A 23,255-nucleotide genomic window follows, 5' to 3' on the forward strand; every position below is an offset into this window, starting at 1 on the left:
TTCTCAGCGCTCCCGGTCGAGATTGGCCATCTTCAGCACGTCGAGCCGGGCGTCCAGTTCGTCCTCGGTCAGCTTCTCGCCGACCAGGCCACGTTCGAGGACGGTCTCGCGGATGGTCTTGCCCTCCTTCAGTGCCTGCTTGGCGACGGCCGCTGCCTCCTCGTAGCCGATGGCGCTGTTGAGGGGGGTGACGATCGACGGCGAACTCTCCGCGAGCGTGCGCAACCGCTCGGTGTTGGCCTGCAAACCGGTAATACAGCGGTCGGCGAACAACCGCGAGACGTTCGCGAGCAGCTTCAGGGACTCGAGGACGTTGCGCGCCATCATCGGGATGTAGACGTTGAGTTCGAAGGCGCCGTTGCCGCCGCCCCAGGTGACTGCGGCGTCGTTGCCGATGACCTGCGCCGCCACCTGCGTGACAGCTTCGGGCAGAACGGGATTGACCTTGCCCGGCATGATGGAACTGCCCGGCTGCAGGTCGGGGAGCAGGATCTCGCCGAGCCCGGTGAGCGGACCCGAGCCCATCCAACGGACGTCGTTGGCGACCTTGGTCAGCGACACCGCGACGGTCTTCAACTGGCCGGAGAGTTCGACGAGCCCGTCACGGGCCGCCTGCGCCTCGAAGTTGTCCTTCGCGAGGGTGAGTGACTCGACGCCGGTGAGCGACACGAGTTCGGCGACCACCTTGGTGCCGAAGCCATCTGGCGCATTGAGGCCGGTGCCGACCGCGGTACCGCCGATGGGCAGTTCGCCGACGCGCGGGAGGGCGGCGGTGATGCGCTCGATGCCGGCCTCGACCTGACGCGCGTAACCGCCGAATTCCTGTCCGAGCGTGACCGGTACCGCGTCCATCAAATGCGTGCGCCCGCTCTTGACGACCTCACGCCATTCGGTTGCCTTGTCGGCCAACGTCTTCTGCAGATGTTCGAGCGCCGGGATCAGGTCGGTGACGGCGGCCTCGGTGGCGGCGACGTGCGTCGCCGTCGGGAAGGTGTCGTTGGACGACTGGGACATGTTGACGTGATCGTTCGGATGCACCTCGACGCCGTTGGACTTGGCGATCGACGCGATGACCTCGTTGGTGTTCATGTTCGAGCTGGTGCCCGAACCGGTCTGGAACACGTCGATCGGGAACTGGTCGTCGTGGCGTCCGTCCGCGATCTCGGTGGCCGCGGCGACGATCGCGTCGGCCTTCTCCTTGTCGAGCAGACCGAGGTCGGCGTTGACGGTGGCGCAGGCCGCCTTCAGCAGTCCCATCGCCCGGATCTGGGTCCGTTCGAGGGGGCGTCCGCTGATCGGGAAGTTCTCCACGGCACGCTGCGTCTGTGCCCGCCACAGGGCGTCGACGGGTACCCGGACCTCGCCCATGGTGTCGTGCTCGATGCGGTATTGCTCGCCCTGCGCGTCGGTCTGTGTTTCCTCGGTCATCGGCGTGCCTACTCCTTTGATCGAATCCTTATGCCGCTCAGCGGGACGTTGACGGCCCCACTCGGGTCGGTGAAAAAGTCGTTGCCCTTGTCGTCAACGACGATGAAGGCGGGAAAATTCTCGACCTCGATCTTCCACACGGCCTCCATGCCGAGTTCGGGGTACTCGATGATCTCCTGGCTCTTGATGCAGTCGAGCGCGAGACGTGCCGCGGGCCCGCCGATGGAGCCGAGGTAGAAACCGCCGTGCGCGCCGCACGCCTCGGTGACCTGCTTGGATCGATTCCCCTTGGCCAGCATGACCATCGAGCCCCCGGCGGCCTGGAACTGCTCGACATAGCTGTCCATCCGGCCTGCCGTCGTCGGACCGAACGATCCGGAGGCCATGCCTTCGGGGGTCTTCGCCGGCCCGGCGTAGTAGACCGGGTGGTCGCGCAGGTAGTCGGGCATCGGCTCGCCGGCATCGAGGCGTTCCTTGATCTTGGCGTGGGCGATGTCGCGCGCGACGACCAGCGGTCCGGTCAGCGACAGGCGCGTCTTGACCGGATACTGCGAGAGTTGCGCGAGGATCTCCGGCATCGGGCGGTTGAGGTCGACCTCGACCACCTCGCCACCCGAGATGTCCTCGGCCACACCGGCTGCGGGCATGTAGCGGGCCGGATCGGTCTCGAGCTGCTCGAGGAACACGCCGTCGGCGGTGATCTTGCCGAGGGCCTGACGGTCGGCCGAGCAGGAGACCGCGATCGCCACCGGGCACGACGCACCGTGGCGGGGCAGCCGGACCACGCGCACATCGTGACAGAAGTACTTGCCGCCGAACTGCGCCCCGATGCCGAACGACTGGGTCAGCCGGAAGACCTCCTCCTCGAGCTCGAGATCGCGGAAACCGTGCGCCGACATCGAACCCTGCGTGGGCAGGTTGTCGAGGTAGTGCGCCGACGCGTACTTGGCGGTCTTGAGCGCGAATTCGGCTGAGGTGCCGCCGATCACGACGGCCAGGTGGTACGGCGGGCAGGCCGCGGTGCCCAGCGAGCGGATCTTCTCGTCGAGGAACTCCAGGATGCTCGTCGGGTTCAGGATCGCCTTCGTCTCCTGGAACAGGAACGACTTGTTGGCGCTGCCACCGCCCTTGGCCATGAACAGGAACTTGTACTCCGGACCCTTGGGCCCCTGCTCGGTGGCGTAGATCTCGATCTGGGCGGGCAGGTTCGAGCCGGTGTTCTTCTCCTCGTACGTCGTCAGCGGGGCGAGCTGCGAGTACCGCAGGTTGAGCTGCGTGTAGGCGTCGTAGACACCGCGGGAGATGGCCTCGGCGTCGTCGGTGCCGGTCAGGACCCCTTCGCTCTTCTTGCCCATCACGATGGCGGTGCCGGTGTCCTGGCACATCGGCAGCACGCCGCCGGCGGAGATGTTGACGTTCTTCAGCAGGTCAAGGGCGACGAACCGGTCGTTGCCCGAGGCCTCCGGGTCGTCGATGATCTTGCGCAACTGCGCGAGATGAGCCGGGCGGAGATAGTGGCTGATGTCGTGCATGGCCTCCGCGGTGAGCCTCCGGATGGCCTCCGGGTCGACCTTCAGGAAGGTCCGACCGTCGACGGAGAACGTGGACACACCCTCGGTCGTGATCAACCGGTACGGGGTCTCGTCGGCGCCGGTCGGGAGCAGATCGGAGTAGAGAAACTCGGGGGCTGAGGCTGGTTTACTCACGGACCGCATCGTATCGCCCACGACATCGGCCCCACGCCAGAGGTTGACTCGTGAAGTCACCGGTGTTGGTGTGGGGCCGATGTCGTGTCTCAGAGATCGATTCGGGAGTAGCCGCGAAGCTTGGCCGGCTTGTGGACGGCCTCGATGCGGCGGACGGTGCCGGACTTCGAGCGCATCACCAGCGACCGGGTCGTCGCGCCATTGGGCCGGTAGGTGACGCCGCGCAGCATGTCGCCGTTGGTGACCCCGGTGGCGCAGAAGAAGGCGTTCTCGCCGCTGACCAGGATGTCGTTGGTCAGCACCCGGTCCAGGTCGTGGCCGGCATCGATGGCCTTCTGACGCTCTTCGTCGTTGCGCGGCCACAGCTTGCCCTGGATCTCGCCGCCCATGCACTTCATCGCGACGGCGGTGATGATGCCCTCGGGAGTGCCACCGACGCCCATCAGCATGTCGACGGTGGAGTAGTCGTCGGCGGCGGCGACCGCACCGGCGACGTCACCATCGGAGATGAGGCGGATCTTGGCGCCGGCCTGCCGGATCTCACCGATGAGATCGGCATGACGAGGACGGTCGAGGACGATCACGGTCAGATCGGCGACGTCGATGCCCTTCGCCTTCGCGACCGAGTTGATGTTCCACTCGACGGACTCGTTGATGTTGATGGCGCCCTTGGCCTCGGGTCCGACAGCGATCTTGTCCATGTAGAAGACCGCCGACGGGTCGTACATCGTGCCGCGCTCGCTGACCGCGATCACCGAGATCGAGTTGGGGCGGCCCTCCGCCATCAGCGTGGTGCCGTCGATGGGATCCACGGCGACGTCACAGTCGGGGCCTTCGCCGTTGCCCACCTCTTCGCCGTTGTAGAGCATCGGCGCCTCGTCCTTCTCGCCCTCACCGATGACCACGACACCGCGCATCGAGACCGACGACAACAGTTCGCGCATCGCGTCGACCGCCGCGCCGTCGCCGCCGTTCTTGTCGCCACGACCGACCCAACGACCGGCCGCGAGTGCAGCCGACTCGGTCACGCGGACCAACTCCATCGCGAGGTTGCGGTCCGGGGCCTGATGGGTGCTGACGGTCATGGGCAATCGACTCCTCTGTTCGGCGCGGGTCGACTCCAGCGGCGCCGAGTGATGGTGGCGGTGGTCTCGACCACCATCCTTGCATGTCACACCGGGCATTCGGTCAGTGACCCTGCTGGTGGGATACTCGGCGCCATGGCTGACAAACCCCGCATTCTGAACAACGGCAAGGACATGTTCTGGTCGTTGGTCCCGTTGCTCGCGCTGTGTGCGCTGGTGGCGATCGCGTCGGGGAACTGCTCGATCGGGGCCTCCAAGGACGTGGCCGACAGCAAGCTACCGCCGTTCGACGTGGTCAGCGCATTGAACGCCGACGCCGCCCAGCTCCCGTTCCCGATCCGCCGCCCGCCTACGCCGGAGGGCTGGCGGCCCAACTCCGGTTCGTCGGACGCGATCGAGGGGCACCGGGTCAGCACGGTGGGATGGCTCAGCAGCGACGGCGCCTACGTCCAGCTCAGTCAGTCCGATGCGCCCGAGGACGTGTTCGTCCCCTACCTCGGCGGCGGCAGCGGGGGTGATTTCGCCGACATCTCCGGTACCGGTACGCGCCAGGCGGGCGGGCGGCAGTGGGTGACCTACGAGACGTCGGAGGGCAAGCGGTTCTGGATCACGGACCTGGGCGAGGTACGCATCGCGGTCCTGTCGCGCGGCAGCGACGCCGACATCGAGACGATCGCGTCGTCGGTCGTCGCCCAGCAGCCGCTGCAATTGGGGTAGCGCACTACTCGTGAGAACCCGGCCCGCGGTTCCTAGCGTCTTCGGCAGGAGGCGCTCATGGATGGGGGATCGGGGTTCGGCTTGCACCTCGTGTGGGCCAGGCTCGTGCTCGTCGCGGTCCTCGTGCTGCTCGTGGTGACCGTTCCGGTGCAACAGGCGGGCGCCATCGATGCGCCGACCGACCCGCGATCCGGGGCCGCGACCGCATCCGGTCTTCCGTACATCGTCGGGCCGCCTCCGGATTCCGCTGTGGGGCGGCCGCTTTCCTCCTCATCGAGGGGTGGGGAGGATCGTCGGCCGGTCCTCGCGCGGGCCGGTGCGCGACCGACCGCCGAGCACACGCGCATCAGTGTTCTCGACCGCGAGGCGCTCACCCGGTTCGACTGATCGGTCTCAGTCGTCCTCGGGGTCATCGGGGTCGGAGCCGGTGCTGATGACCGCCTCGATGCGCTCGCGGGCACCGCGCAGGTGCTCCTCGCAGCGGGTCGCGAGGGCCTCGCCACGCTCCCAGAGCGCCAGCGAGGCGTCGAGGTCGAGTCCGCCGTGCTCGAGGGTGGTGACGATCTCGGCGAGTTCGTCGCGTGCTTCCTCGTAGCCGAGTTCCTCGATCGGAGTGGATGATTCGTCGGTGCTCACGCATTTCCTCCGTGTTCCGGCATGGTCGTGGGTTCGTCGACCCGGGCGGTTGCGGCGCCGTCGGCGACCCGGATGCGCAGGGGTGCACCCGGCGGCAGGTCCGCGAGCGTGCCGACCACTTGGGGCGGGTCGGTGTCGGTGCGCTGTACCACCGCGTAGCCGCGCGCCAGGGTCTGCGCGGGACCGAGTGTCGCCAGGCGCGCACCGAGATGGTCGGTACGTCGTTCCTCGGAGTCGATGTGGCGCAACACATCTCGGCGCAGGGCGCGGACCAGCTCGGCCACCTGCCCGGCTTCGGAGTCCACGAGCACCCCGGGTCGGGCGAGCACCGGCCGCGCCCGCAGCGCGGCGACGACGCCGGACTCGCGGCGCACCCAGTTGCGCAGGGCCTGCGCGCTGCGTCGACGCAGTTCCGCGATGCCCGCGAGTTCGGCCTCGACGTCGGGAACGACCCGCTTCGCCGCATCCGTCGGAGTGGCGGCGCGCAGATCCGCGACGAGATCGAGCAGTGGATTGTCGGGTTCGTGCCCGATCGCGCTGACGACCGGGGTCCGGCACCGCGACACCGCGCGCAGCAACGCCTCGTCGGAGAACGGGAGCAGGTCTTCGACGCTGCCCCCGCCGCGCGCGATGATGATGACGTCGACATCGGGGTGGGCATCGAGGTCGGCCAGGTGGGTCAGGATGCGGGCGACCGCCGTCGGCCCCTGCACGGGGGCCTCCCGGATGTCGAAGCGCACGTTCGACCATCGAGCGGTGGCGACACTCACGACGTCGTGCTGCGCTGCGCTCGCGCGGCCACTGATCAGGCCGACGGCGCGCGGCAGGAACGGCAGCGGCCGTTTGAGCCGTGAATCGAAGAGGCCCTCGGCGGCCATGAGCTGCCGCAGCCGTTCGATACGCAGCAACAGCTCGCCGATGCCCACGGCCCGGATCTCGCTGACCCGCAGCGACACCGTGCCGCGCCCGGTGTAGTAACTCGGCCGGCCAAGGACCACCACGGAGCTGCCGTCCGTCAGCGGGACCTCGGTGCGTGCCAGCAGGTCGGGGCTGCACGTCACCGAGATCGAGATGTCGGCAGCGGGATCGCGCAGGGTGAGGAACGCAGTGCGGGTCCCCGGCCGCCGGCTGATCTGGGTGACCTGTCCCTCGACCCAGATCTGTCCGAGCCGATGGATCCAGTCGGCGATCTTGGTGTTCACCGTCCGGACCGGCCAGGGATGCTCGGCCGAGTTCGGTGACGAGGAACGTCGCGGTGTGTCGCTCGTGTCGGCCCCGGTCACGCTTCGGTGGAGCGCTTGTTCTGCGCGGCGATCCGGTTCTCGAGCATCGTCACGAACGGCGCGCGGTCGCGGTGGGATTTCTCATAGTCGACGAGTGCGATCAGGTCCTCGACGGCGACCGACCGCAGGCGGGCCCGGAGTTGCGCGAGGGTGAGGGTGTCGTAGTCGATGAGCTCGACGATCTCGGGCCCCGAGCCGTCGGCGGAACCCACCGCCTCGGTGCCCGGCACCTCGGCCGCGACGACCTCGTCGGGGGTCGAGCTGTACAGCGCGAACCGCCCGGCATCGGCGCGGGGAGGTGCAGCGAGATCGGCGTCGGCGGCCGCCTCCTCGATCTCCTCGTCGATGGTCGTGGGCGACGGGGTCGTCGCGACGGCCTTCGGCTTCTTGTCCTGCACAGACGTATCGGTGGTCGACGCGGGCGCGGCGGGCGTGACCGGGTCGGGACCCGCTGCGTCGTCCTCGTCGAAACGTGCCCACTCGGGCTGTTCGTCGGGCCGGTCGAAGAGCATCTCCAGGGCGGCGTCGCCCTTGATGGCCAGTTCGGCGATGTTCTGTTGCGCCCGCATACCGGCCTGGAGGGTCTGGCTGATGGCGGTCATCGGCAACGTGATGAGCAGCGCCGGGAGTTTCCGTGTCTCCTCGAGGGCGGTGACGATCAGACCTGCGGCTATCCGGGCGGGGTACGGTGCGCGATCCATGCCAACACTCTGCCATCACGGGCAACGCCGCGTAACCCGTACCCTGGGAAGCATGTCTGAGACGAAGCGTGTCCTGCTCGCCGAACCCCGCGGCTACTGCGCTGGTGTCGACCGTGCGGTGGAGACGGTCGAGCGTGCCCTGGACAAGCACGGCGCTCCCGTCTACGTGCGCAAGGAGATCGTGCACAACCGGCACGTCGTGGAGACCCTGGCCGAGCGCGGGGCGATCTTCGTCGGCGAGACCGACGAGGTGCCCGAGGGCGCGTTGGTCGTGTTCTCCGCGCACGGGGTGTCCCCGCTGGTGCACCAGACCGCCGCGGAGCGCAACCTGCGCACCATCGATGCCACGTGTCCGCTGGTCACGAAGGTCCATCAAGAGGCGAAGCGATTCGCGCGCGACGACTACGACATCCTCCTGATCGGCCATGAGGGCCACGAGGAGGTCGAGGGCACCGCCGGCGAGGCCCCACAGCACATCCAGCTCGTCGACGGTCCCGACAGCGTGGACGCGGTCGAGGTCCGTGACGAGTCGAAGCTCGTCTGGTTGTCGCAGACCACCCTGTCCGTCGACGAGACCATGGAGACGGTCCGTCGACTCCGCGAGAAGTTCCCGCTGCTCAACGACCCGCCCAGCGACGACATCTGCTACGCCACCCAGAACCGTCAGGTCGCGGTCAAGGCGATGGCTCCCGAATGCGACCTGGTGATCGTCGTCGGATCGCAGAACTCCTCGAACTCGGTGCGCCTCGTCGAGGTGGCCCTGCAGGCCGGCGCGAAGGCCGGCCACCTGGTCGATTACGCCCGCGAGATCGACGACTCGTGGCTCGACGGTGTGACGACGGTCGGCGTCACCTCTGGCGCGTCGGTGCCCGAGGTGCTGGTCCGCGGGGTTCTCGACTACCTGGCCGAACGCGGCTACGGGACGGTCGAGACGGTCAACACGGCCAACGAGACGCTGACCTTCGCGCTCCCGCGCGAGCTGCGCCCCGCACGTTCGTCCAGCTGACCTCGGGCCACGGTCCGGCGTCGACAGGTCAGAACTCGTCCGGGTCGAGCTTGCGCACCCGTCGGTGGGGTAGTGCGATCGCGAGAACGGCGGCGATGACGATCGCCGCGACGGCGCTGCCGATGATCGCGACGTTGCGCGCGGAATCGTCCGGTGGCTGCGCCACGGTAGGTGCGGCGATGGGCGCCGAGGCCCGGTCCGGCTGCTGATCGGCCGGCACTTCGGCGGTCAGGGCGGCGACCGGATCGATGACACCGTGTCCGATCCGCTGATCGCGCCCGGTTCCCGGGGAGTGGGCGGTGGCGATGATGCGGTCCATCACCTCGCGCGCGGTCAGATCCGGGAAGCGGGCCCGGATCAGCGCGGCGGTGCCCGCGACGTACGGCGCGGCGAAACTCGTGCCGATCAAGGGCACCGGCCCGCCGTCGCTCTGCTGGGCCGACGCCAGCCGGTTCGAACCGCGCTTGTTGTCCAGGCTCACGATGTCGGTGCCCGGCGCTGCGACGCTCACCCACGGGCCGTGCAGGCTGAAGTCGCTCGGCGAGCCGGTGTCGGCGTCCACCGAGCCGACCGTCAGGACGTACGGCGAGTACCAGGCGGGACTGGCGACGGTCGCGACCGACCGCCATCCGTCGGGGTCGTCGGCGGCGGGAGCCGGATTCTGGTTCTGGCAGGCGCCGTCGCGCGTCAGGTTGCCGGCTGCCACGACGACCACGACGTTCCGGTCGTAGGCGTGCCGGATGGCCGCACCGAGCGCCCGGTCGTCGACCGAATCCGCCGCCGACGCGCACGCCACCTCGGAGATGTTGATGACGGTGGCGCGTAGATCGACCGCGCGCACGATGGCGTGCGCCAGCGTCCGGACGGACCCGTAACCCGAGCCGACCACCGGCGCGGCGTCGTCCCGGGCGCGGTCGTTCTTCTTCTGGAAAGCGCTGCTGGACTGGCGGATCGCGATGATCGATGCCGCGGGCGCGACGCCGGCGAACGCGTCGGCGGTGCTGGGCCGGGCGGCGATGATCCCGGCGACCAGGGTGCCGTGGGCGTCGCAGTCGTCGAGTCCGTTGCCGCCCGAGACGTAATCGCCACCGGCGACGACGCGACCGAGCCGCGGATGGGGCGTCACCCCGGTGTCGATGACGGCCACCCGCTGACCCTGTCCGCGACTGAACCGCCACGCCTCCGGGAGATTCATCATCGCCTGCGCCGCGGTCGGTTTCGTCACGGTGCGCGTCAGTTCCGGGATGTTGCACAGGTGCCGCTGCTCGGTCGGTTCGAGCGGGGCGACCGGGGCCGACCGGACGAGGGCGCCGGGATCGATCCGAGGCGGGGTCACCGCCGCAGCGGGCGTCGCCGAGGCCCCGACGAGTGCCGCGACGAGGGTCGTCGCGAATACTCCAGCACCACGGACACGGTTGTCGCGCATCAGATCTCGCGGACCATTCGGTACAGGTCGAGCAGCCACAACAGCAGGGGCACGATCAGGGCGACGAGGATGTACTCGCCGATCTCGGCCCACCGACGCATCACGGGTGAGAAGTCCTGGTTCGGTGCGACGACCCCGAAGACGAGGGCGCCGATCACCACGAGGATGCCGAGGGCGAAACCGATCACCGGCCACTGGTCGTCGCCGAACGCGAGACCGGTGATCAGGGTGATAACCACGAGCGATCCGCCGATGACGAGGATTCCCGCCTGGAACAGGTCGCTGTGGGAGCGGCCCCGCAGACACAGCACGATGCCGATGATCGCGGCGTAGACGGCGTTGCGCCATTCGAACCCGGCGAGCGGGGCGGCGGTGAGCACGGCCGCGATGGCGGTGACGACGGTGAGCCCGCCGACGATGCCGGTCAGGTACGCGTTGGCAAGGTAGGAACGGCGTTCCAGCGCATCGGCTTTGGGAAGGGCGGTCGCGCCGATCGCCCCGATGCCCTCGATGGCCGGGCGCGGTTCGATGTCCTTGACGTCGATGGCGGCACCCGCGGTCGGCACCGGGGGCAGCGGCAGTTTCGCGAGCAGGATCGTCGTGCGGGGAGCCAGACCGATGCACAGCAGACCGACCGCGGCGATGACGGCGGCGACATCGGCCACCGGCGCATCGATGAGGAGTCGCGCCCCACAACCGGTGGCGCCGAGCAGCGCCGCGCTGGTCACGGCGCTGTGTGCGGTCGCCCCGGCCGCGGTCATGCGATAACTGACGACCGCGGCGACGAGTGCGAACGCGAAGCCCAGGGTGAGGTGTGCGGCGCCGTATGACCCGGGCGTCACGATCATCCCGGTCACGAAGGCCATCGGTGCGGCACACAGGGACAGCACCGTCGAACTCTGCTCGTCGCGGTAGTAGCGGGACACGATCGTCGAGGCGGTGACGAATCCGACGACCGCCAGCCCGGACAACCCGGCGAACCACAGGGCGCCGGTGCCGGAGCGGACCGCGGCCAGGGACGCCGCCGCCGCGATCGCGGCGACGAGTGCCAGTGCGTAACCGACCTTCCGGGCGGACGCCGCGGTCCAGTCGACGAACTGCGATTCGTTCAATCGGGCGACAGCGTCGACCACGTCGTCGAACAGCACCGGGGACTCCCCGGTTCGCGTGGAGGTCAACAGCAGCAGGTCGCCGTCACGGATACCCGACTCCGACAGCGACCGGTGCAGGGGCAGTGGGTCCTGTCCGACGAGCGCGAGCGTCCACTTGTTCTGCCGGTCGTGCGGTCGGCCGGGATTGCGGGCGTCGGCATCCGGGTCGTCGGGGTCCGACCTCGAGGGATTGCGCGATTCGATCTGGGCGACAAGGTCACCGATGAGTCCGGCGATGGGGATGCCGGCCGGCAGTCCGACGTCGAGCTGGGTGTTGCCGCCCAGCACGGACACCCGTACGAGTTGCGGCTCGACGGCCCCCTCACCCCGCCGGCGATCCCCGGTGTCCGCGTCGGCAGCGGTGGCCGGGTACCCCGGTGCGAATCCGTCCACAGACGACATCAGGTCAATCCTCCCCCTAGATTCAGCAGCTAACATAGCCAACCGCGGCGGGTTCGACCGCCCGGGTATACACAGCGCGACATGTCAGGGGGGACGTGTGGTCACGACGACGGAGGGCTTTGTGCGTCGCCCGCGCATCACGCCCCCACGCACGCCCGGAGGCGAGGTCAACATCCAGGCGCCGCCGGATGTGCCGCGGGTGGTGCCCGGCGGCCTTCTGATGAAACTGCTGCCGGTGGTGATGGTCGTCGCCGTCGTCGGCATGGTGGCACTGATGGTCGTCACCGGTGGGCGCAACATCCTGACCAACCCGCTGTTCATGATGTTCCCGCTGATGATGCTGATGTCGATGTTCGGCATGTTCGCCGCCGGCGGCCGAGGCGGGGGCAAACGCGCCGGAGAACTCAACGAGGATCGCAAGGACTACTTCCGCTATCTCGGCCAGCTGCGCGGCCAGGTCTTCGAGACCGTCGACAACCAGCGCGCGGCACGCACCTGGAGCCACCCGGACCCGCGTGCGCTGCTCGACGTGATCGGCAGCAGGCGCATGTGGGAACGCCGCCCCAGCGACGCCGACTTCGCCCATGTGCGCGTCGGGGTGGGCGTCCAGCGACTCGCCACGCGGCTCATGCCGCCGGAGACCGGGCCCCTCGAGGACATCGAGCCGGTGTCGATGGTGGCCCTGCGCCGGTTCGTGCGGACGCACTCCGCGGTGTACCGCCTGCCCACCTCGATCTCGCTGCGCGGCTTCCCCGCCATCAACATCGAGGGTGCGCGGCAGGAGACCCGCGAACTCATCCGGTCGATGGTCGTGGAGCTGTGTGCGTTCCACGGTCCCGATCACCTGCACATCGGCATCGTGACCGGTGATCCGGCGGGGGAGGCCTGGGACTGGGCGAAATGGCTTCCGCACGTGGGACATCCGACGCTGCGCGACGGCGTCGGGGCGATGCGGATGATCTATCCGACGCTGGCGGACCTCGAGAACTCGATGGCCGCGGACCTCCTCGAGCGCGGCCGGTTCAGCCGGTCGGCGCCGCCGAACGCCAACCGCGCACATCTCGTGGTGATCATCGACGACGGTTACGTCGCCGGCGACGAGCGGATCATCAACGACGCCGGCATGGAAGGCGTCACGATTCTCGACCTGACCGCGCCGCCGGACGGTCTCGCGGTGCGGCGCGGGCTGCAACTCGTCGTGCGCGGGGGCAAGGTCTCCGCGCGCAGTGCCGCCGGCGTCGAGGAGTTCGCCGACATGGACTCGCTGACGATTCCCGAGGCGGAGGCGATCGCCCGGCGCATGGCGCGCTACCGGCTGGCCACCGCGGCGACGCTGGCCCACCTCGAGTCCGAGGCGACCTCGGCCGACCCCGGCCTGCCCGCGCTGCTGGGCATCGACGACGCCGCGCGCTTCGATCCGGCGACGGCCTGGCGCGGTCGTACCGGCCGGGAGCGCCTGCGAGTGCCGATCGGTTACACGCCGACCGGCGCGCCCGTGGAGATCGACATCAAGGAGAGCGCGCACGGCGGCATGGGTCCGCACGGGCTGTGCATCGGCGCCACCGGATCGGGGAAGTCGGAGTTCCTGCGCACGCTGGTCCTGGCGATGCTGGCGACTCATTCGCCGTCGGAGCTGAATCTCGTGCTCGTGGACTTCAAGGGCGGCGCGACGTTCCTGGGCCTGGAATCCGCGCCGCACGTCGCCGCGATCATCACGAACCTCGAGCAGGAACTCTCGATGGTCGACCGGATGAAGGACGCGCTCTCGGGCGAGATGAACCGGCGCCAGGAGGTGTTGCGGGCGGCGGGCAACTACGCCAACGTCGCCGACTACGAGCGCGCCCGCGCCTCGGGGGTGCGCCTCGATCCGCTGCCGGCGCTTTTCATCGTCGTCGACGAGTTCTCCGAACTGCTCTCGCAGAAGCCCGATTTCGCCGAACTGTTCGTCGCCATCGGTCGTCTGGGTCGCTCGCTGCACATCCATCTGCTGCTCGCCTCGCAGCGGCTGGAAGAGGGCAAGCTGCGTGGCCTGGACTCGCACCTGTCCTATCGGATCGGCCTGAAAACGTTCTCCGCCAACGAGTCCCGCTCGGTTCTCGGTGTTCCCGACGCCTATCACCTGCCGAGCGTCCCGGGTTCGGCATACCTCAAGTGCGATTCGGCGGACCCGATCAGGTTCAACACCTCCTACGTGTCGGGGGCCTACTACTCGCCGACGGTCACGGAGTCGGCCGATCCGACGACCACGGCGTCATCGCGTCGCGGAAACCTCAAGGTGTTCACCGCACTTCCGGTGCCGCTGGACGAGGGCGCGTCGCGTTCGCTGCTCGACCAGGCCGAGAGCCTGCTCGACGAGGAACCGCCGGCACCCGAGGCGCCCACCGAGTTCGAGCCGGTCTCGGCGCAGGTGCCCACGCTCATGGAGACCATCGTCGAACGCATGGAGCACGCGGGCCCGCCGGCCCACCGCGTGTGGCTGCCGCCGCTGGACGACTCGCCCACCGTGGAACATCTTCTCGGCGAGCGGGACTGGTCCCACCCGGCGGTGCCGGGGCATCTCACGGTTCCGATCGGCGTCGTCGATCGGCCCTACGACCAGCGACGCGACCCGCTCGTCATCGACCTCGCGGGGGCCGCGGGCAACGTGGCGGTGGTCGGCGGTCCGCAGTCGGGCAAGTCGACGACGCTGCGCACGATCATCATGTCGGCAGCCGCGTCCCACACGCCGGAACAGGTGCAGTTCTACTGTCTGGACTTCGGCGGTGGCAGTCTGGCCGGTCTCGCCGGGCTCCCGCATGTCGGCTCGGTCGCCTCGCGCGGCGACATGGACGCGGTCCGCCGTACGGTCGCCGAGGTGGCGGCCGTGGTCCGGTCGCGCGAACTGCTGTTCACCCGACTGGGCATCGAGTCGATGCGCGACTACCGGTCCCGCCGGGAAGCGTGGTTCCGGTCCGGTGTTACCTCGCCGGCGTCGGACCCGCTGGCGCAGGACCGGTTCGGCGACGTGTTCCTCGTCCTCGACGGCATGAACGTGCTGCGGACGGAACTGGAATCGCTCGAGGAACAGATCACCGCGATCGTGGCCCAGGGGTTGAGCTACGGCGTCCACGTCATGGTCACCGCATCCCGGTGGGCCGAGGTGCGCCCGGCGGTCCGCGATCTCATGGGTACCCGGATCGAGCTGCGGCTGGGCGACCCGATGGATTCCGACATGGGTCGTCGCGCCGCCGCGCTGGTCCCGCAGAACCGACCCGGCCGCGGCCTGACCGGGCAGGAGCTGCACATGCTGATCGCGCTGCCCCGGCTCGACTCCGTCAGCAGTGCCGAGTCGCTGCCCGCGGGCGTCGCCCAGTCGGTCGAGAAGCTCACCGCCGCCTATCCGGGCCGCTCGGCGATGGCCGTGCGCAAGCTGAGCACCGAGATCGACTACGCATCGGTGCAGCGCGCGGTTGCCGGCGCCGGGCTGACGCTGGCACCCAATCAGGTGGCGATCGGTGTCGGCGAGCTCGAACTCGCCCCGGTGGTCCTCGATTTCACCGCCCAACCGCATTTCATGGCCTTCGCCGACGTCGAACACGGCAAGACCAACCTGCTGCGGACGATCGTCACCGGGCTGGTCGCGGGTGCGACACCCGAGCAGGTGCGCATCGTCTTCGTCGACTACCGCCGCACGATGCTGGGGATCATCGACGGCGATCATCTCGCCGGCTACGCGAGTTCGCCCGACCGCGCGGCGTCGATGATGACGGAGCTGGCGGCATATCTGAAGAACCGGATGCCACCCGAGGACGTGACCGTCCAGCAACTGCGGGACCGCACCTGGCTCGAGGGCCAGCCCGAGGTGTACGTGGTGGTCGACGACTACGACATGGTCGTCACCTCGACCGGCAATCCGATGCTCCCGATCGTCGAACTGGCCTCCCATGCGCGCGACATCGGGCTGCACATCGTGCTCGCCCGACGTTCCGGCGGCCTCGGTCGGGCGATGTTCGATCCGCTGATCGCGCGCCTCAAGGACCTGTCGTCGGACATCCTGCTGATGAGCGGTGACCGGGACGAGGGATTCATCACCGGCCGGTCGAGGATGCAGACGCTGGTGCCCGGCCGCGGCGAACTGGTGTCGCGCGTCCGGCCGCAGGAGATGATCCAGGTCGCCCATCTCCCGATCGGCGACTAGGGGTGGGTCGGGCCGGATGACACAGCCGGGCGAGGTGCAACCGATCGGCGACGGGATCCGTCCGTCGGTGGTCGATCTCGCGTTCGGGACGCCGCTGGTCCATGACCCGGAGCACGGGCTGCGCCGGGTGGATCGCGATGTGCGGCCGCTGCTCGAGTCGGTGGACCAGATGAGTGTCGTGGTCGACGGTCGGCGCGAACACCTGCGGCAGGTGTGGCGGCGGGTCTTCGCCGGCCTCGACCTGCCCGCGGGTCGACCGCTCGTCGTCGGGCACCCGAGCACCTGGGGACCCCGTCGGGCATCGACCCTCGCCGACCTCGGCGACGGCCGCGCGCCGGTGGCACTCCTACCGCGGGCGGTGCTCGTCGCGCGCAGTCACGCCGACCTCACCGTGCGGCGGTGCGCCGTCGTCGAGACCACACATCTCCCGCGGCCGCCCGCCGATCCCGGCCACCCGCGACCGGCGTGGTGGGACGTGCAGATCGTCGGACGCGGTCCGGACGGCTGGGTGATCGAGCGCTCCGGGCTCATCCGTCCCGGCGCCGACCGTGCGCCGCGCTCCTCGCCGAACGCGGACGGCCTCGACGTCATCGACGACTCGGTCGAGGCGGTGTTCGTCGACGGGGACCGCCCGGACGAGGTGTCCGCGGCGATCGGCGTCATCGCCGGGCACGCGGTCGCGGGACGCGTGGTCGCCGTCGACCGCGAGCTCGTGGTCCGGCTCGGCCACCGCACCGGCGGTGCGGACGAGGACACGATGGCCCCGGGCGCTGATCCCGGACCCTCGCTCCCGGTCGGCGCCACCCGGCGCCGGTCGGGGACGCTGCTCGCCGCGGCGGTGATGGCGATCCTGGTCGTGAGCGGTGCGATCGGGGTGGGACTCTGGCAGCGCGGCACCGCACCGGACGCGGCGTCGACGGAGGTCGGCCTCGGGCGTGCGACGCTGGCGGTGCCCGGCGACTGGCGGCAGTCCGAACAGCGGACCCCGAGCGGTTCGGCCGACGACCCCTCGACCACTCGCGCGGTGTTCGTCGATCCCGACGACGGCCGGCGCATCATCGCCGTCCTCACCGAGGTGCGCGCCGGCTCCACCCGGGAATCGGTCGCGGGGAGCCTGCGCAACCGGATCGAGCAGCGCGGCGACGACGTCGTCACCGAGTTCTCCGCCGCCACCCGGTTCGGCGGGCGGGACGTGATCGGCTACCGCGAGTCACCGGCCTCGGGCGGCGCGATCCGCTGGTACGTCGTGGTCGACGATGGTCTGCAGGTCTCGATCGGCTGTCAGGCGGGTACCGCGGCCGAATCCGCCGACGACGAGTGCGCGGCGGCGGTGCGGTCGGTCCGGGTGTCGCCGTCGTCGTGAGGCCGAGTCCGTTTTGACCCTGACCAGCGCGGTCGCGTAGCCTGGATCGCTGGTGCTCGGCGCCTGGCGCACAGCTGTGTGTCCAGGTCAGCGGAGGCCCGGGTCCCCACTGGTCGCCGGGAACAACCTCTGCCGTGCACCCGACCAGCATCCATTCGACAAGAGTTGAGGACAACTGTGCCTACCTACACCCCGAAGGCCGGTGACATCACGCGTACGTGGCATGTCATCGACGCCGAGAACGTGGTGCTCGGCCGGCTGGCCGTGCAGGTCGCGAACCTGCTTCGCGGCAAGCACAAGCCGACCTACGCCCCGCACATGGACGGCGGCGACTTCGTCGTCATCATCAACGCGGAAAAGGTCGCGCTGACCAGCAACAAGGCTGATCGCAAGCTGAACTACACCCACTCGGGGCACCCCGGTGGCCTGAAGTCCCGCACCACCACCGAGCTGCTCGCGACCTACCCCGAGCGGGTCATCGAGAAGGCCGTCAAGGGCATGCTGCCGTCGACCAAGCTCGGCCGCGCCATGGCCTCGAAGCTGAAGGTCTACGCCGGCCCGAACCATCCGCACGCGGCCCAGCGCCCCGTCCCCTTCGAGATCAAGCAGGTGGCCCAGTGAGCAACGAGAACATCAACGACGCCGTCGAGGCCGTCGACGAGGCTGCCGTCGAGGTCGTGGAGGCCGTCGAGGTCGCCGCTGACGACTACGACGCCGCTGTCGTCGAAGAGGTCCGCGAGCCGGTCGTCATCGACCGTCCGATCCAGACCGTCGGCCGCCGCAAGGAGGCCGTCGTCCGCGTTCGCCTGGCCCCGGGTTCCGGTGAGTTCACCCTCAACGGTCGGTCGCTGGAGGACTACTTCCCCAACAAGGTGCACCAGCAGCTGATCAAGGCCCCGCTGGTCACCGTCGAGCGCACCGAGTCGTTCGACATCTACGCCAAGCTCGTCGGCGGCGGCCCCTCGGGCCAGGCCGGCGCGCTGCGTCTCGCCATCGCGCGTGCGCTCATCGAGGTCACCCCGGAGGATCGTCCCGCCCTGAAGAAGGCCGGCTTCCTCACCCGTGACCCGCGTGCGGTCGAGCGCAAGAAGTACGGCCTCAAGAAGGCCCGCAAGGCGTCGCAGTACTCCAAGCGCTGATCTTGGCACGCCTTTTCGGAACCGACGGCGTCCGAGGCCTGGCCAACGACGAGCTCACCCCCGAGCTCGCGTTGCGCCTGGCCTCGGCCGCCGCGGTCGTTTTCGCAGAGAGTTCGGCGACCGAGTCGCACCGGCGTCCGCGCGCGGTCGTCGGACGTGATCCGCGCGCATCCGGCGAGATGCTGGAAGCCGCGGTGTGTGCGGGGCTCGCCGCCACCGGAGTCGACGCCATCTGTGTCGGCACCGTGCCGACCCCGGCGGTCGCATTCCTGACCGCGGACTACCACGCCGACCTCGGCGTGATGATCTCCGCGTCGCACAACCCCATGCCCGACAACGGGATCAAGTTCTTCTCCGGCGGCGGGCACAAGCTCGACGACGCCGTCGAGGACCGCATCGAAGCCGCCATGGACGGTGAGTTCATCCGCCCGATCGGGGCTGCGGTGGGTCGGATCGTCGCTGCGCCGGACGCCGGCGACCGCTACCGGCGCCACCTCGCACAGGCCGTCGACACCCGCCTCGACGGATTGACCGTGGTCGTCGACTGCGCGCACGGCGCGGCGTCGGAGCTCGCTCCGCAGGCCTACGCCGACGCCGGGGCGACGGTCATCGCGATCCACGCCGAGCCGGATGGCCTCAACATCAACGCCGACTGCGGGTCCACGCACATGGACAAGTTGCAGGCGGCCGTGCTCGAGCACGGAGCCGACCTCGGACTCGCTCACGACGGTGACGCAGACCGTTGTCTCGCAGTCGATTCCACGGGTCAGATCGTCGACGGCGATGCCATCATGGCCGTGCTGGCGACGTCTCTGAAAGACCAGGGCAAGCTCCACGACGATGTGCTCGTCGCGACCGTCATGAGCAATCTCGGACTGCACATCGCCATGCGCGAGGCCGGGATCACCGTGCACACCACCGGAGTCGGGGACCGGTACGTCCTCGAGGAACTGCGGCGGGGCGGTTATTCGATCGGCGGGGAACAGTCCGGCCACATCGTCGTCCCGGGTTCGGGCACGACGGGTGACGGCATCCTGACCGGACTGATGCTGATGGCGCGGATGGCCGCCACGTCGACGCGGCTCGCCGACCTGGCCGGCATCGTGACGGTGCTGCCGCAGGAGCTCATCAACGTGCGCGTGGGCGACAAACACGCAGTGGCCCAATCACAATCGGTGAAAGAAGCGGTCGTGGCCGCCGAGGCCGAACTGGGGGAGACGGGTCGCGTCCTGCTGCGTCCGTCGGGAACCGAGCAGCTCGTCCGCGTGATGGTCGAAGCCGCGACCGCCGATCAGGCGCTGGCGGTGGCCGGCCGTCTGGCCGACGTCGTCCAGGGGGCCGGGGCATGACCGGTGGGGCACCGCGCGCGGTCCTGTTCGACTTCTCCGGCACCCTGTTCCGCTTCGAGGCGCGCGACGAGTGGTTCGCCGACCTGCGCGACGATACGGGTGCCGAGTTCGACCGCGACCGTCAGGCGGACATCATCCGGCGCATGGTCGCACCCGTCGGTCTGCCCGACGGCGTGGTCGGTGCCGACCAGGACGCCTGGGAACGTCGCGATCTCGACCCGGCGCTGCATCGGGCCGGTTACCTGGCGTTGCTGCGCACGGTCGGGATGGGCAATGTCGACCACGCGAACGCTCTCTACAACCGGGTGCTCGACCCGTCCTCCTGGGTTCCGTTCGCCGACACCGTCGCGGTGCTGCAGAAGCTCGGTGCGGCAGGGGTTCCCGTCGGCATCGTCAGCAACATCGCCTTCGACCTGCGCAAGGTGCTGGCCCTGCACGGCGTCGAGGACCTCGTCGCCGCGTTCGCGCTGTCGTACGAGGTCGGGGCGATCAAACCCGACCCCCGGATCTTCCGCGCCGCGCTCGATCCGCTGGGTGTGCCGGCCGACGAGGTGCTGATGGTCGGGGACAGCGAGACCGCCGACGGCGGGGCGCGCGCCCTCGGCTGCGCGTTCGCGCTGGTCCACGACGTCCCGGCCGCCGACCGGCCCACCGCTCTGCTCGACGCCGTGACCTCGCACGGCATCGAACTGCCCGACTGACCGCCCGCCTGATGGCGCACTGGCGCCTCGCCCCTCCGTACGCGACAATTCCCTGCGTGTCCGGAGAATTCCCGGGAACCGGCGGCCGCTGCCGTGCGTCCAAGAATGCAGGGCCGCTCGGAGGATCGCAGTGAACTGGCGGACGCGCGTCGGGGAGGGGTGACATGAACGGCGACGGTGCGGACGGTGTCGGGTCGCGCCCGATCTCGATGGACACCGCCCGGGTGTCCGCGGTGTCGGCGTACTACCGCAGGTCCTCGCTGGTGTTGTCGGCGGTCGCCGACGATCTGGCCGCACACGACTTCGGGACCTGGGCTCGGGAGTCGATCGCAGGAGACGAGAACACGGTCGCCTTCGGGCCGTCGGCCGCGGCGTACGCCGAGATGAGCGCGACCCTGTCGCGCCGGTTACGGGTGCAGGCCACGGCCGCTGCGGCGCTCGCGGACACTCTCCGCAACAGTGCGCTGACCATGGCGGACGGGGATCGGCGCGTGGCGGGCGAGATCTCGCGAGCGCTGCCGCCCTCGGGGGTGGACGGCCGGTGAGACGAGGCGTGGACTCGCTGTCGGTGCTGAGGTCCGACGCCCGGGGTGGCGTCGAGACGTTGATCGAACTCGTGGCGGCCGGGCGTCTGATGGGGGTCGCCGCCCCCGACGATGCCACCCTCCGCAACGGACTCCGCGTGGTCGACGGATTCGACATCGCGGCCTTGTCCGCGGACAGCCGCGCCCTGGTGTCGGCGCACCGGGCCGTGTCCGAACAACTCCACCATCTCCCCGAACAGCAGGTCCGCCTCGACGACGGCTGGAACAGCGAGTCCGCGGCCGTCGCCCTCACGACGGTCATCGACCATCAGCGTCGCGCCGAATCGGATCTGCACATCCTGCGCACGCTCACCGACGCCACCTCGGCCGCGGCGTCGGGCATCGACCGCCTGCTGCGCACCTTCTATCTGGCCGTCGCCCGGTTGTCGGCACCGACCGCGGCCGGGGTGCCGCCGGCGGAACTGCCGCAGGCGGTGCTCACCGGTCGCGTGCCGATCGGGGTGGCGGTCGAGGACATCTCGTCCCGGCTGGCCCTGTTCAGCACCTCGCTCGAGACGACGACCCGCGGGATCGCCGGAATCCTCGACCTCCTCAACCGGTCCGTCGACGGCATCGACGACGAGGCCTATCCGGTCGACGCCGGGCCCCCGCACGCCGTCCCGGTCGTATCGCCGGGATCACCGTCCGCGGCGGAACCGGCTCAGACCGTCGCCGCGCCCGCACCGGGACCCCAGACCTGGATGGCCGAATCGACAACCGATGCCCGGCCGGCGGAAACCGGGGCGGCGACCGCCGCGGCACGATCAGAGTCCTCGGTGTCGGTGTCAGGTGCGGCCGCGTCCGAGCCCCCGGCGTCCGTACGGTCGTCGGAGCCCGACGAGTCGGCGCGCGCACCCCGCGACGACGGCGTCGACGTCCCGTTCCGGCTGGGCGGCGCCGAGGGACACGACGCGCCCGTCGCGTCGGGGCCGACGGCCTCGGCCACCGTCGAGGCGGCAACCGGGGTGGTCGCCGAAACCGAAGCCGCGGAACCGAATCGGTCGGAACAGAATCGGTCAGGGCCGGAACCGGAGGCATCGCCGGACCGATCGTCGGGTGATCTGGCGCTGGCGGGTGACCAGTGAACCTCGCCGACCAGATCGAGGCCCTCGCCCGCACCGCGACCGCCGGCGTCGCGGAGGCGTCGCACGTGTTCTCCGCTCGACAGCGGGACCTCGAACTCGCCATGGACGAGCATCGCCGCAACGCGGTGCGGTCGGAGACGCAGCAACTCCGGGACGACCTCGAGAACGCCGCCGACGCCGCGGACGCCACCCCGGGCATCATGTTGCCGGCCGACGTGGCCGACGCCAGTCCCCATCTGCCGCCGCGCAACACATAGGCTGTCTGCTGTGCCAGGCAAGAAGCAGCAGAAGCCGACGCAGTCGCCCGCGAAGCTGATGAAGGCGCTCGCCCGACGCGGCCCCCATCGCGTGTTGCGCGGCGACCTCGGGATCGTCGGGACCCCGGGTGTCGTGTTCACTCCCGCCGAGGGCGAACGGCTCCCCGCCATCGCGTTCGGGCACGGGTGGATGACGTCGGTTGAGCGCTACCGCGACCTGTGCCACCACCTCGCGTCCTGGGGCATCGTCGTCGCCGTCCCGGCGGGTCAGCGAGGCCTGCTCGCGTCCGACGACACGATGGCCGCCCAGCTCCGTTCAGCGCTGTCGATCGTGACCCGGGTCCCGCTCGGCTTCGGCGAGATCACCGTCGACCCGCGCAAGATCGGGTTCGCCGGCCACGGCTTCGGTGCCGCCGCAGCGGTATTGGCCGCGTCGGAGGGCGTGCTGCACGGTCAGCCGCAACCGCCGGCCCGGGGGGTGGTCGCACTGTTCCCGGCGCCGACGACTGCGCAACTCCTGCCCGCGGCCCGCCGGGTGAGTGCTCCGGGACTCATCGTGTCGGCGATCGGCGAACTCGACACCATCGACGGCAACGCCCTGCCCCTGGCACAGGCGTACGGGTCGGAGTCGGCCGCCGATCCCCGTCCCGGTGTGGTGCTGCGTACCCCGCCGGCCGCGACGTCCCGCGGGCTGATCGAGCACCGGTCGATCAAATCACTCCTCGGCGGCAACGGCGCCGACAAGAAGACGCACACCGCCGCACGCGCCCTGACCACGGGATTCCTGCTGCACACCCTCGACGACGACAGCCGGTACGAGGCCTTCGCCGACGCCGACACCGAGCTCGGCAAGGTGCCCGCGGTGGACCTCGACGATCCGCCGGAGATCCAGGACAAGATCGCCAAGTTGCTCGGCGCGAAAGAGCGCAAACGCCGCCGTGCGGCGAGTCCGGTGCCGTCCCGGGCCCCGAACGCGGTGGTGCCCGACACCATCGAGTGACGTCCGTGCCGCGGTACCCGGTGGCGGCCTGCTGTGACCCCCGCTCGGCACCCGACGCG

At 69.8% G+C, this 23,255-nt stretch carries 21 protein-coding genes; 13 read left to right on the forward strand and 8 right to left on the reverse strand.

Going from position 1 to position 23,255, the window contains the following annotated elements; translation table 11 throughout:
- Window positions 1-3 precede the first annotated feature (3 nt).
- From LEL84_RS23390 to glpX, 3 genes are all read right to left on the reverse strand, one after another.
- Window positions 4-1,428 carry a class II fumarate hydratase gene (locus LEL84_RS23390; RefSeq protein WP_137809247.1) on the reverse strand — a complete coding sequence of 475 codons (1,425 nt, stop codon included), beginning with the start codon at window positions 1,426-1,428 and terminating at the stop codon, window positions 4-6.
- Between the two features lie 8 nt (window positions 1,429-1,436).
- Window positions 1,437-3,134 (reverse strand): fumarate hydratase, encoded by a 1,698-nt coding sequence (locus LEL84_RS23395; RefSeq protein WP_068970178.1) that lies wholly within the window; start codon window positions 3,132-3,134, stop codon window positions 1,437-1,439.
- A gap of 89 nt (window positions 3,135-3,223) precedes the next feature.
- A complete protein-coding gene (glpX, locus tag LEL84_RS23400; RefSeq protein WP_065629922.1) occupies window positions 3,224-4,219 on the reverse strand; it encodes a class II fructose-bisphosphatase in 996 nt (331 codons plus the stop codon).
- 135 nt (window positions 4,220-4,354) lie between these two features.
- Here glpX and LEL84_RS23405 point away from each other — a divergent pair, with 135 nt between their 5' ends.
- Both LEL84_RS23405 and LEL84_RS23410 read left to right on the forward strand, forming a co-directional pair.
- A complete protein-coding gene (locus LEL84_RS23405; protein WP_165630263.1) occupies window positions 4,355-4,936 on the forward strand; it encodes a DUF4245 domain-containing protein in 582 nt (193 codons plus the stop codon).
- Between the two features lie 57 nt (window positions 4,937-4,993).
- Window positions 4,994-5,323: a hypothetical protein gene (locus tag LEL84_RS23410; RefSeq protein ID WP_058250719.1), complete on the forward strand. Its 330-nt coding sequence runs from the start codon at window positions 4,994-4,996 to the stop codon at window positions 5,321-5,323.
- A 6-nt stretch (window positions 5,324-5,329) separates the two neighbouring features.
- Here the strand turns inward: LEL84_RS23410 and LEL84_RS23415 are convergent, their stop codons facing one another.
- From LEL84_RS23415 to LEL84_RS23425, 3 genes are read right to left on the reverse strand one after another with little or no spacing between them, the layout of a single operon-like run.
- A complete protein-coding gene (locus tag LEL84_RS23415) occupies window positions 5,330-5,572 on the reverse strand; it encodes an exodeoxyribonuclease VII small subunit (protein WP_068970159.1) in 243 nt (80 codons plus the stop codon).
- Window positions 5,569-6,855, reverse strand: coding sequence for an exodeoxyribonuclease VII large subunit (gene xseA / locus LEL84_RS23420; protein ID WP_159370451.1), 1,287 nt, complete (start codon window positions 6,853-6,855; stop codon window positions 5,569-5,571). The genes LEL84_RS23415 and xseA overlap by 4 nt, the downstream gene beginning before the upstream one ends.
- Window positions 6,852-7,556: a lipid droplet-associated protein gene (locus LEL84_RS23425; protein ID WP_226512891.1), complete on the reverse strand. Its 705-nt coding sequence runs from the start codon at window positions 7,554-7,556 to the stop codon at window positions 6,852-6,854. The genes xseA and LEL84_RS23425 overlap by 4 nt, the downstream gene beginning before the upstream one ends.
- A gap of 52 nt (window positions 7,557-7,608) precedes the next feature.
- On the opposite strand from LEL84_RS23425, the gene LEL84_RS23430 reads away from it, so the two are divergent.
- Window positions 7,609-8,562, forward strand: a complete 954-nt coding sequence (locus LEL84_RS23430; RefSeq protein WP_058250715.1) for a 4-hydroxy-3-methylbut-2-enyl diphosphate reductase — start codon at window positions 7,609-7,611, stop codon at window positions 8,560-8,562.
- 28 nt (window positions 8,563-8,590) lie between these two features.
- Here LEL84_RS23430 and mycP read toward each other — a convergent pair whose 3' ends face one another.
- Complete coding sequence (gene mycP, locus LEL84_RS23435) at window positions 8,591-9,988, reverse strand: type VII secretion-associated serine protease mycosin (RefSeq protein ID WP_226512892.1); 1,398 nt, start codon at window positions 9,986-9,988, stop codon at window positions 8,591-8,593.
- Entirely contained in the window at window positions 9,988-11,541 is a 1,554-nt protein-coding gene (gene eccD / locus LEL84_RS23440) for a type VII secretion integral membrane protein EccD (RefSeq protein WP_226512893.1), read from the reverse strand. The genes mycP and eccD overlap by 1 nt, the downstream gene beginning before the upstream one ends.
- Window positions 11,542-11,638: 97 nt before the next feature.
- Here eccD and eccCa point away from each other — a divergent pair, with 97 nt between their 5' ends.
- The 10 genes from eccCa to LEL84_RS23490 all read left to right on the forward strand — a co-directional run bounded on the left by eccCa (window position 11,639) and on the right by LEL84_RS23490 (window position 23,196).
- The gene (gene eccCa, locus LEL84_RS23445) at window positions 11,639-15,718 is read left to right on the forward strand and encodes a type VII secretion protein EccCa (RefSeq protein WP_226512894.1); all 4,080 of its coding nucleotides are present in this window, start codon (window positions 11,639-11,641) and stop codon (window positions 15,716-15,718) included.
- 16 nt (window positions 15,719-15,734) lie between these two features.
- Complete coding sequence (locus LEL84_RS23450) at window positions 15,735-17,081, forward strand: type VII secretion-associated protein (protein WP_226512895.1); 1,347 nt, start codon at window positions 15,735-15,737, stop codon at window positions 17,079-17,081.
- A 177-nt stretch (window positions 17,082-17,258) separates the two neighbouring features.
- On the forward strand, window positions 17,259-17,702 hold the full coding sequence (gene rplM / locus LEL84_RS23455) for a 50S ribosomal protein L13 (protein ID WP_058250710.1): 444 nt from the start codon (window positions 17,259-17,261) through the stop codon (window positions 17,700-17,702).
- On the forward strand, window positions 17,699-18,220 hold the full coding sequence (gene rpsI, locus LEL84_RS23460) for a 30S ribosomal protein S9 (protein WP_065629913.1): 522 nt from the start codon (window positions 17,699-17,701) through the stop codon (window positions 18,218-18,220). The genes rplM and rpsI overlap by 4 nt, the downstream gene beginning before the upstream one ends.
- Window positions 18,221-18,222: 2 nt before the next feature.
- Window positions 18,223-19,569, forward strand: a complete 1,347-nt coding sequence (gene glmM / locus LEL84_RS23465; protein WP_226512896.1) for a phosphoglucosamine mutase — start codon at window positions 18,223-18,225, stop codon at window positions 19,567-19,569.
- Window positions 19,566-20,270, forward strand: coding sequence for an HAD family hydrolase (locus LEL84_RS23470; RefSeq protein WP_226512897.1), 705 nt, complete (start codon window positions 19,566-19,568; stop codon window positions 20,268-20,270). The genes glmM and LEL84_RS23470 overlap by 4 nt, the downstream gene beginning before the upstream one ends.
- 164 nt (window positions 20,271-20,434) lie before the next feature.
- Window positions 20,435-20,815, forward strand: coding sequence for a hypothetical protein (locus LEL84_RS23475; RefSeq protein WP_137809240.1), 381 nt, complete (start codon window positions 20,435-20,437; stop codon window positions 20,813-20,815).
- Window positions 20,812-21,939 carry a hypothetical protein gene (locus LEL84_RS23480; protein WP_226512898.1) on the forward strand — a complete coding sequence of 376 codons (1,128 nt, stop codon included), beginning with the start codon at window positions 20,812-20,814 and terminating at the stop codon, window positions 21,937-21,939. Before LEL84_RS23475 ends, LEL84_RS23480 begins: the two co-directional genes overlap by 4 nt.
- Window positions 21,936-22,196: a hypothetical protein gene (locus tag LEL84_RS23485; RefSeq protein ID WP_137809238.1), complete on the forward strand. Its 261-nt coding sequence runs from the start codon at window positions 21,936-21,938 to the stop codon at window positions 22,194-22,196. Before LEL84_RS23480 ends, LEL84_RS23485 begins: the two co-directional genes overlap by 4 nt.
- A gap of 10 nt (window positions 22,197-22,206) precedes the next feature.
- On the forward strand, window positions 22,207-23,196 hold the full coding sequence (locus LEL84_RS23490) for an alpha/beta hydrolase (RefSeq protein ID WP_065629907.1): 990 nt from the start codon (window positions 22,207-22,209) through the stop codon (window positions 23,194-23,196).
- Window positions 23,197-23,255 lie beyond the last annotated feature (59 nt).

Origin of the sequence: Gordonia sp. WA4-43, from assembly GCF_020520305.1 — a bacterium.
Lineage (GTDB): Bacteria > Actinomycetota > Actinomycetes > Mycobacteriales > Mycobacteriaceae > Gordonia > Gordonia hongkongensis.

What these genes read in the sequence shown, in the direction of transcription:
- LEL84_RS23390 (WP_137809247.1), bottom strand. Translation starts at nt 1,428, where the DNA reads ATGACCGAGGAAACACAGACCGACGCGCAGGGCGAGCAATACCGCATC.
- glpX (WP_065629922.1), bottom strand. Translation starts at nt 4,219, where the DNA reads ATGACCGTCAGCACCCATCAGGCCCCGGACCGCAACCTCGCGATGGAG.
- LEL84_RS23405 (WP_165630263.1), top strand. Translation starts at nt 4,355, where the DNA reads ATGGCTGACAAACCCCGCATTCTGAACAACGGCAAGGACATGTTCTGG.
- LEL84_RS23410 (WP_058250719.1), top strand. Translation starts at nt 4,994, where the DNA reads ATGGATGGGGGATCGGGGTTCGGCTTGCACCTCGTGTGGGCCAGGCTC.
- LEL84_RS23425 (WP_226512891.1), bottom strand. Translation starts at nt 7,556, where the DNA reads ATGGATCGCGCACCGTACCCCGCCCGGATAGCCGCAGGTCTGATCGTC.
- LEL84_RS23430 (WP_058250715.1), top strand. Translation starts at nt 7,609, where the DNA reads ATGTCTGAGACGAAGCGTGTCCTGCTCGCCGAACCCCGCGGCTACTGC.
- mycP (WP_226512892.1), bottom strand. Translation starts at nt 9,988, where the DNA reads ATGCGCGACAACCGTGTCCGTGGTGCTGGAGTATTCGCGACGACCCTC.
- eccD (WP_226512893.1), bottom strand. Translation starts at nt 11,541, where the DNA reads ATGTCGTCTGTGGACGGATTCGCACCGGGGTACCCGGCCACCGCTGCC.
- LEL84_RS23450 (WP_226512895.1), top strand. Translation starts at nt 15,735, where the DNA reads ATGACACAGCCGGGCGAGGTGCAACCGATCGGCGACGGGATCCGTCCG.
- LEL84_RS23470 (WP_226512897.1), top strand. Translation starts at nt 19,566, where the DNA reads ATGACCGGTGGGGCACCGCGCGCGGTCCTGTTCGACTTCTCCGGCACC.
- LEL84_RS23475 (WP_137809240.1), top strand. Translation starts at nt 20,435, where the DNA reads ATGAACGGCGACGGTGCGGACGGTGTCGGGTCGCGCCCGATCTCGATG.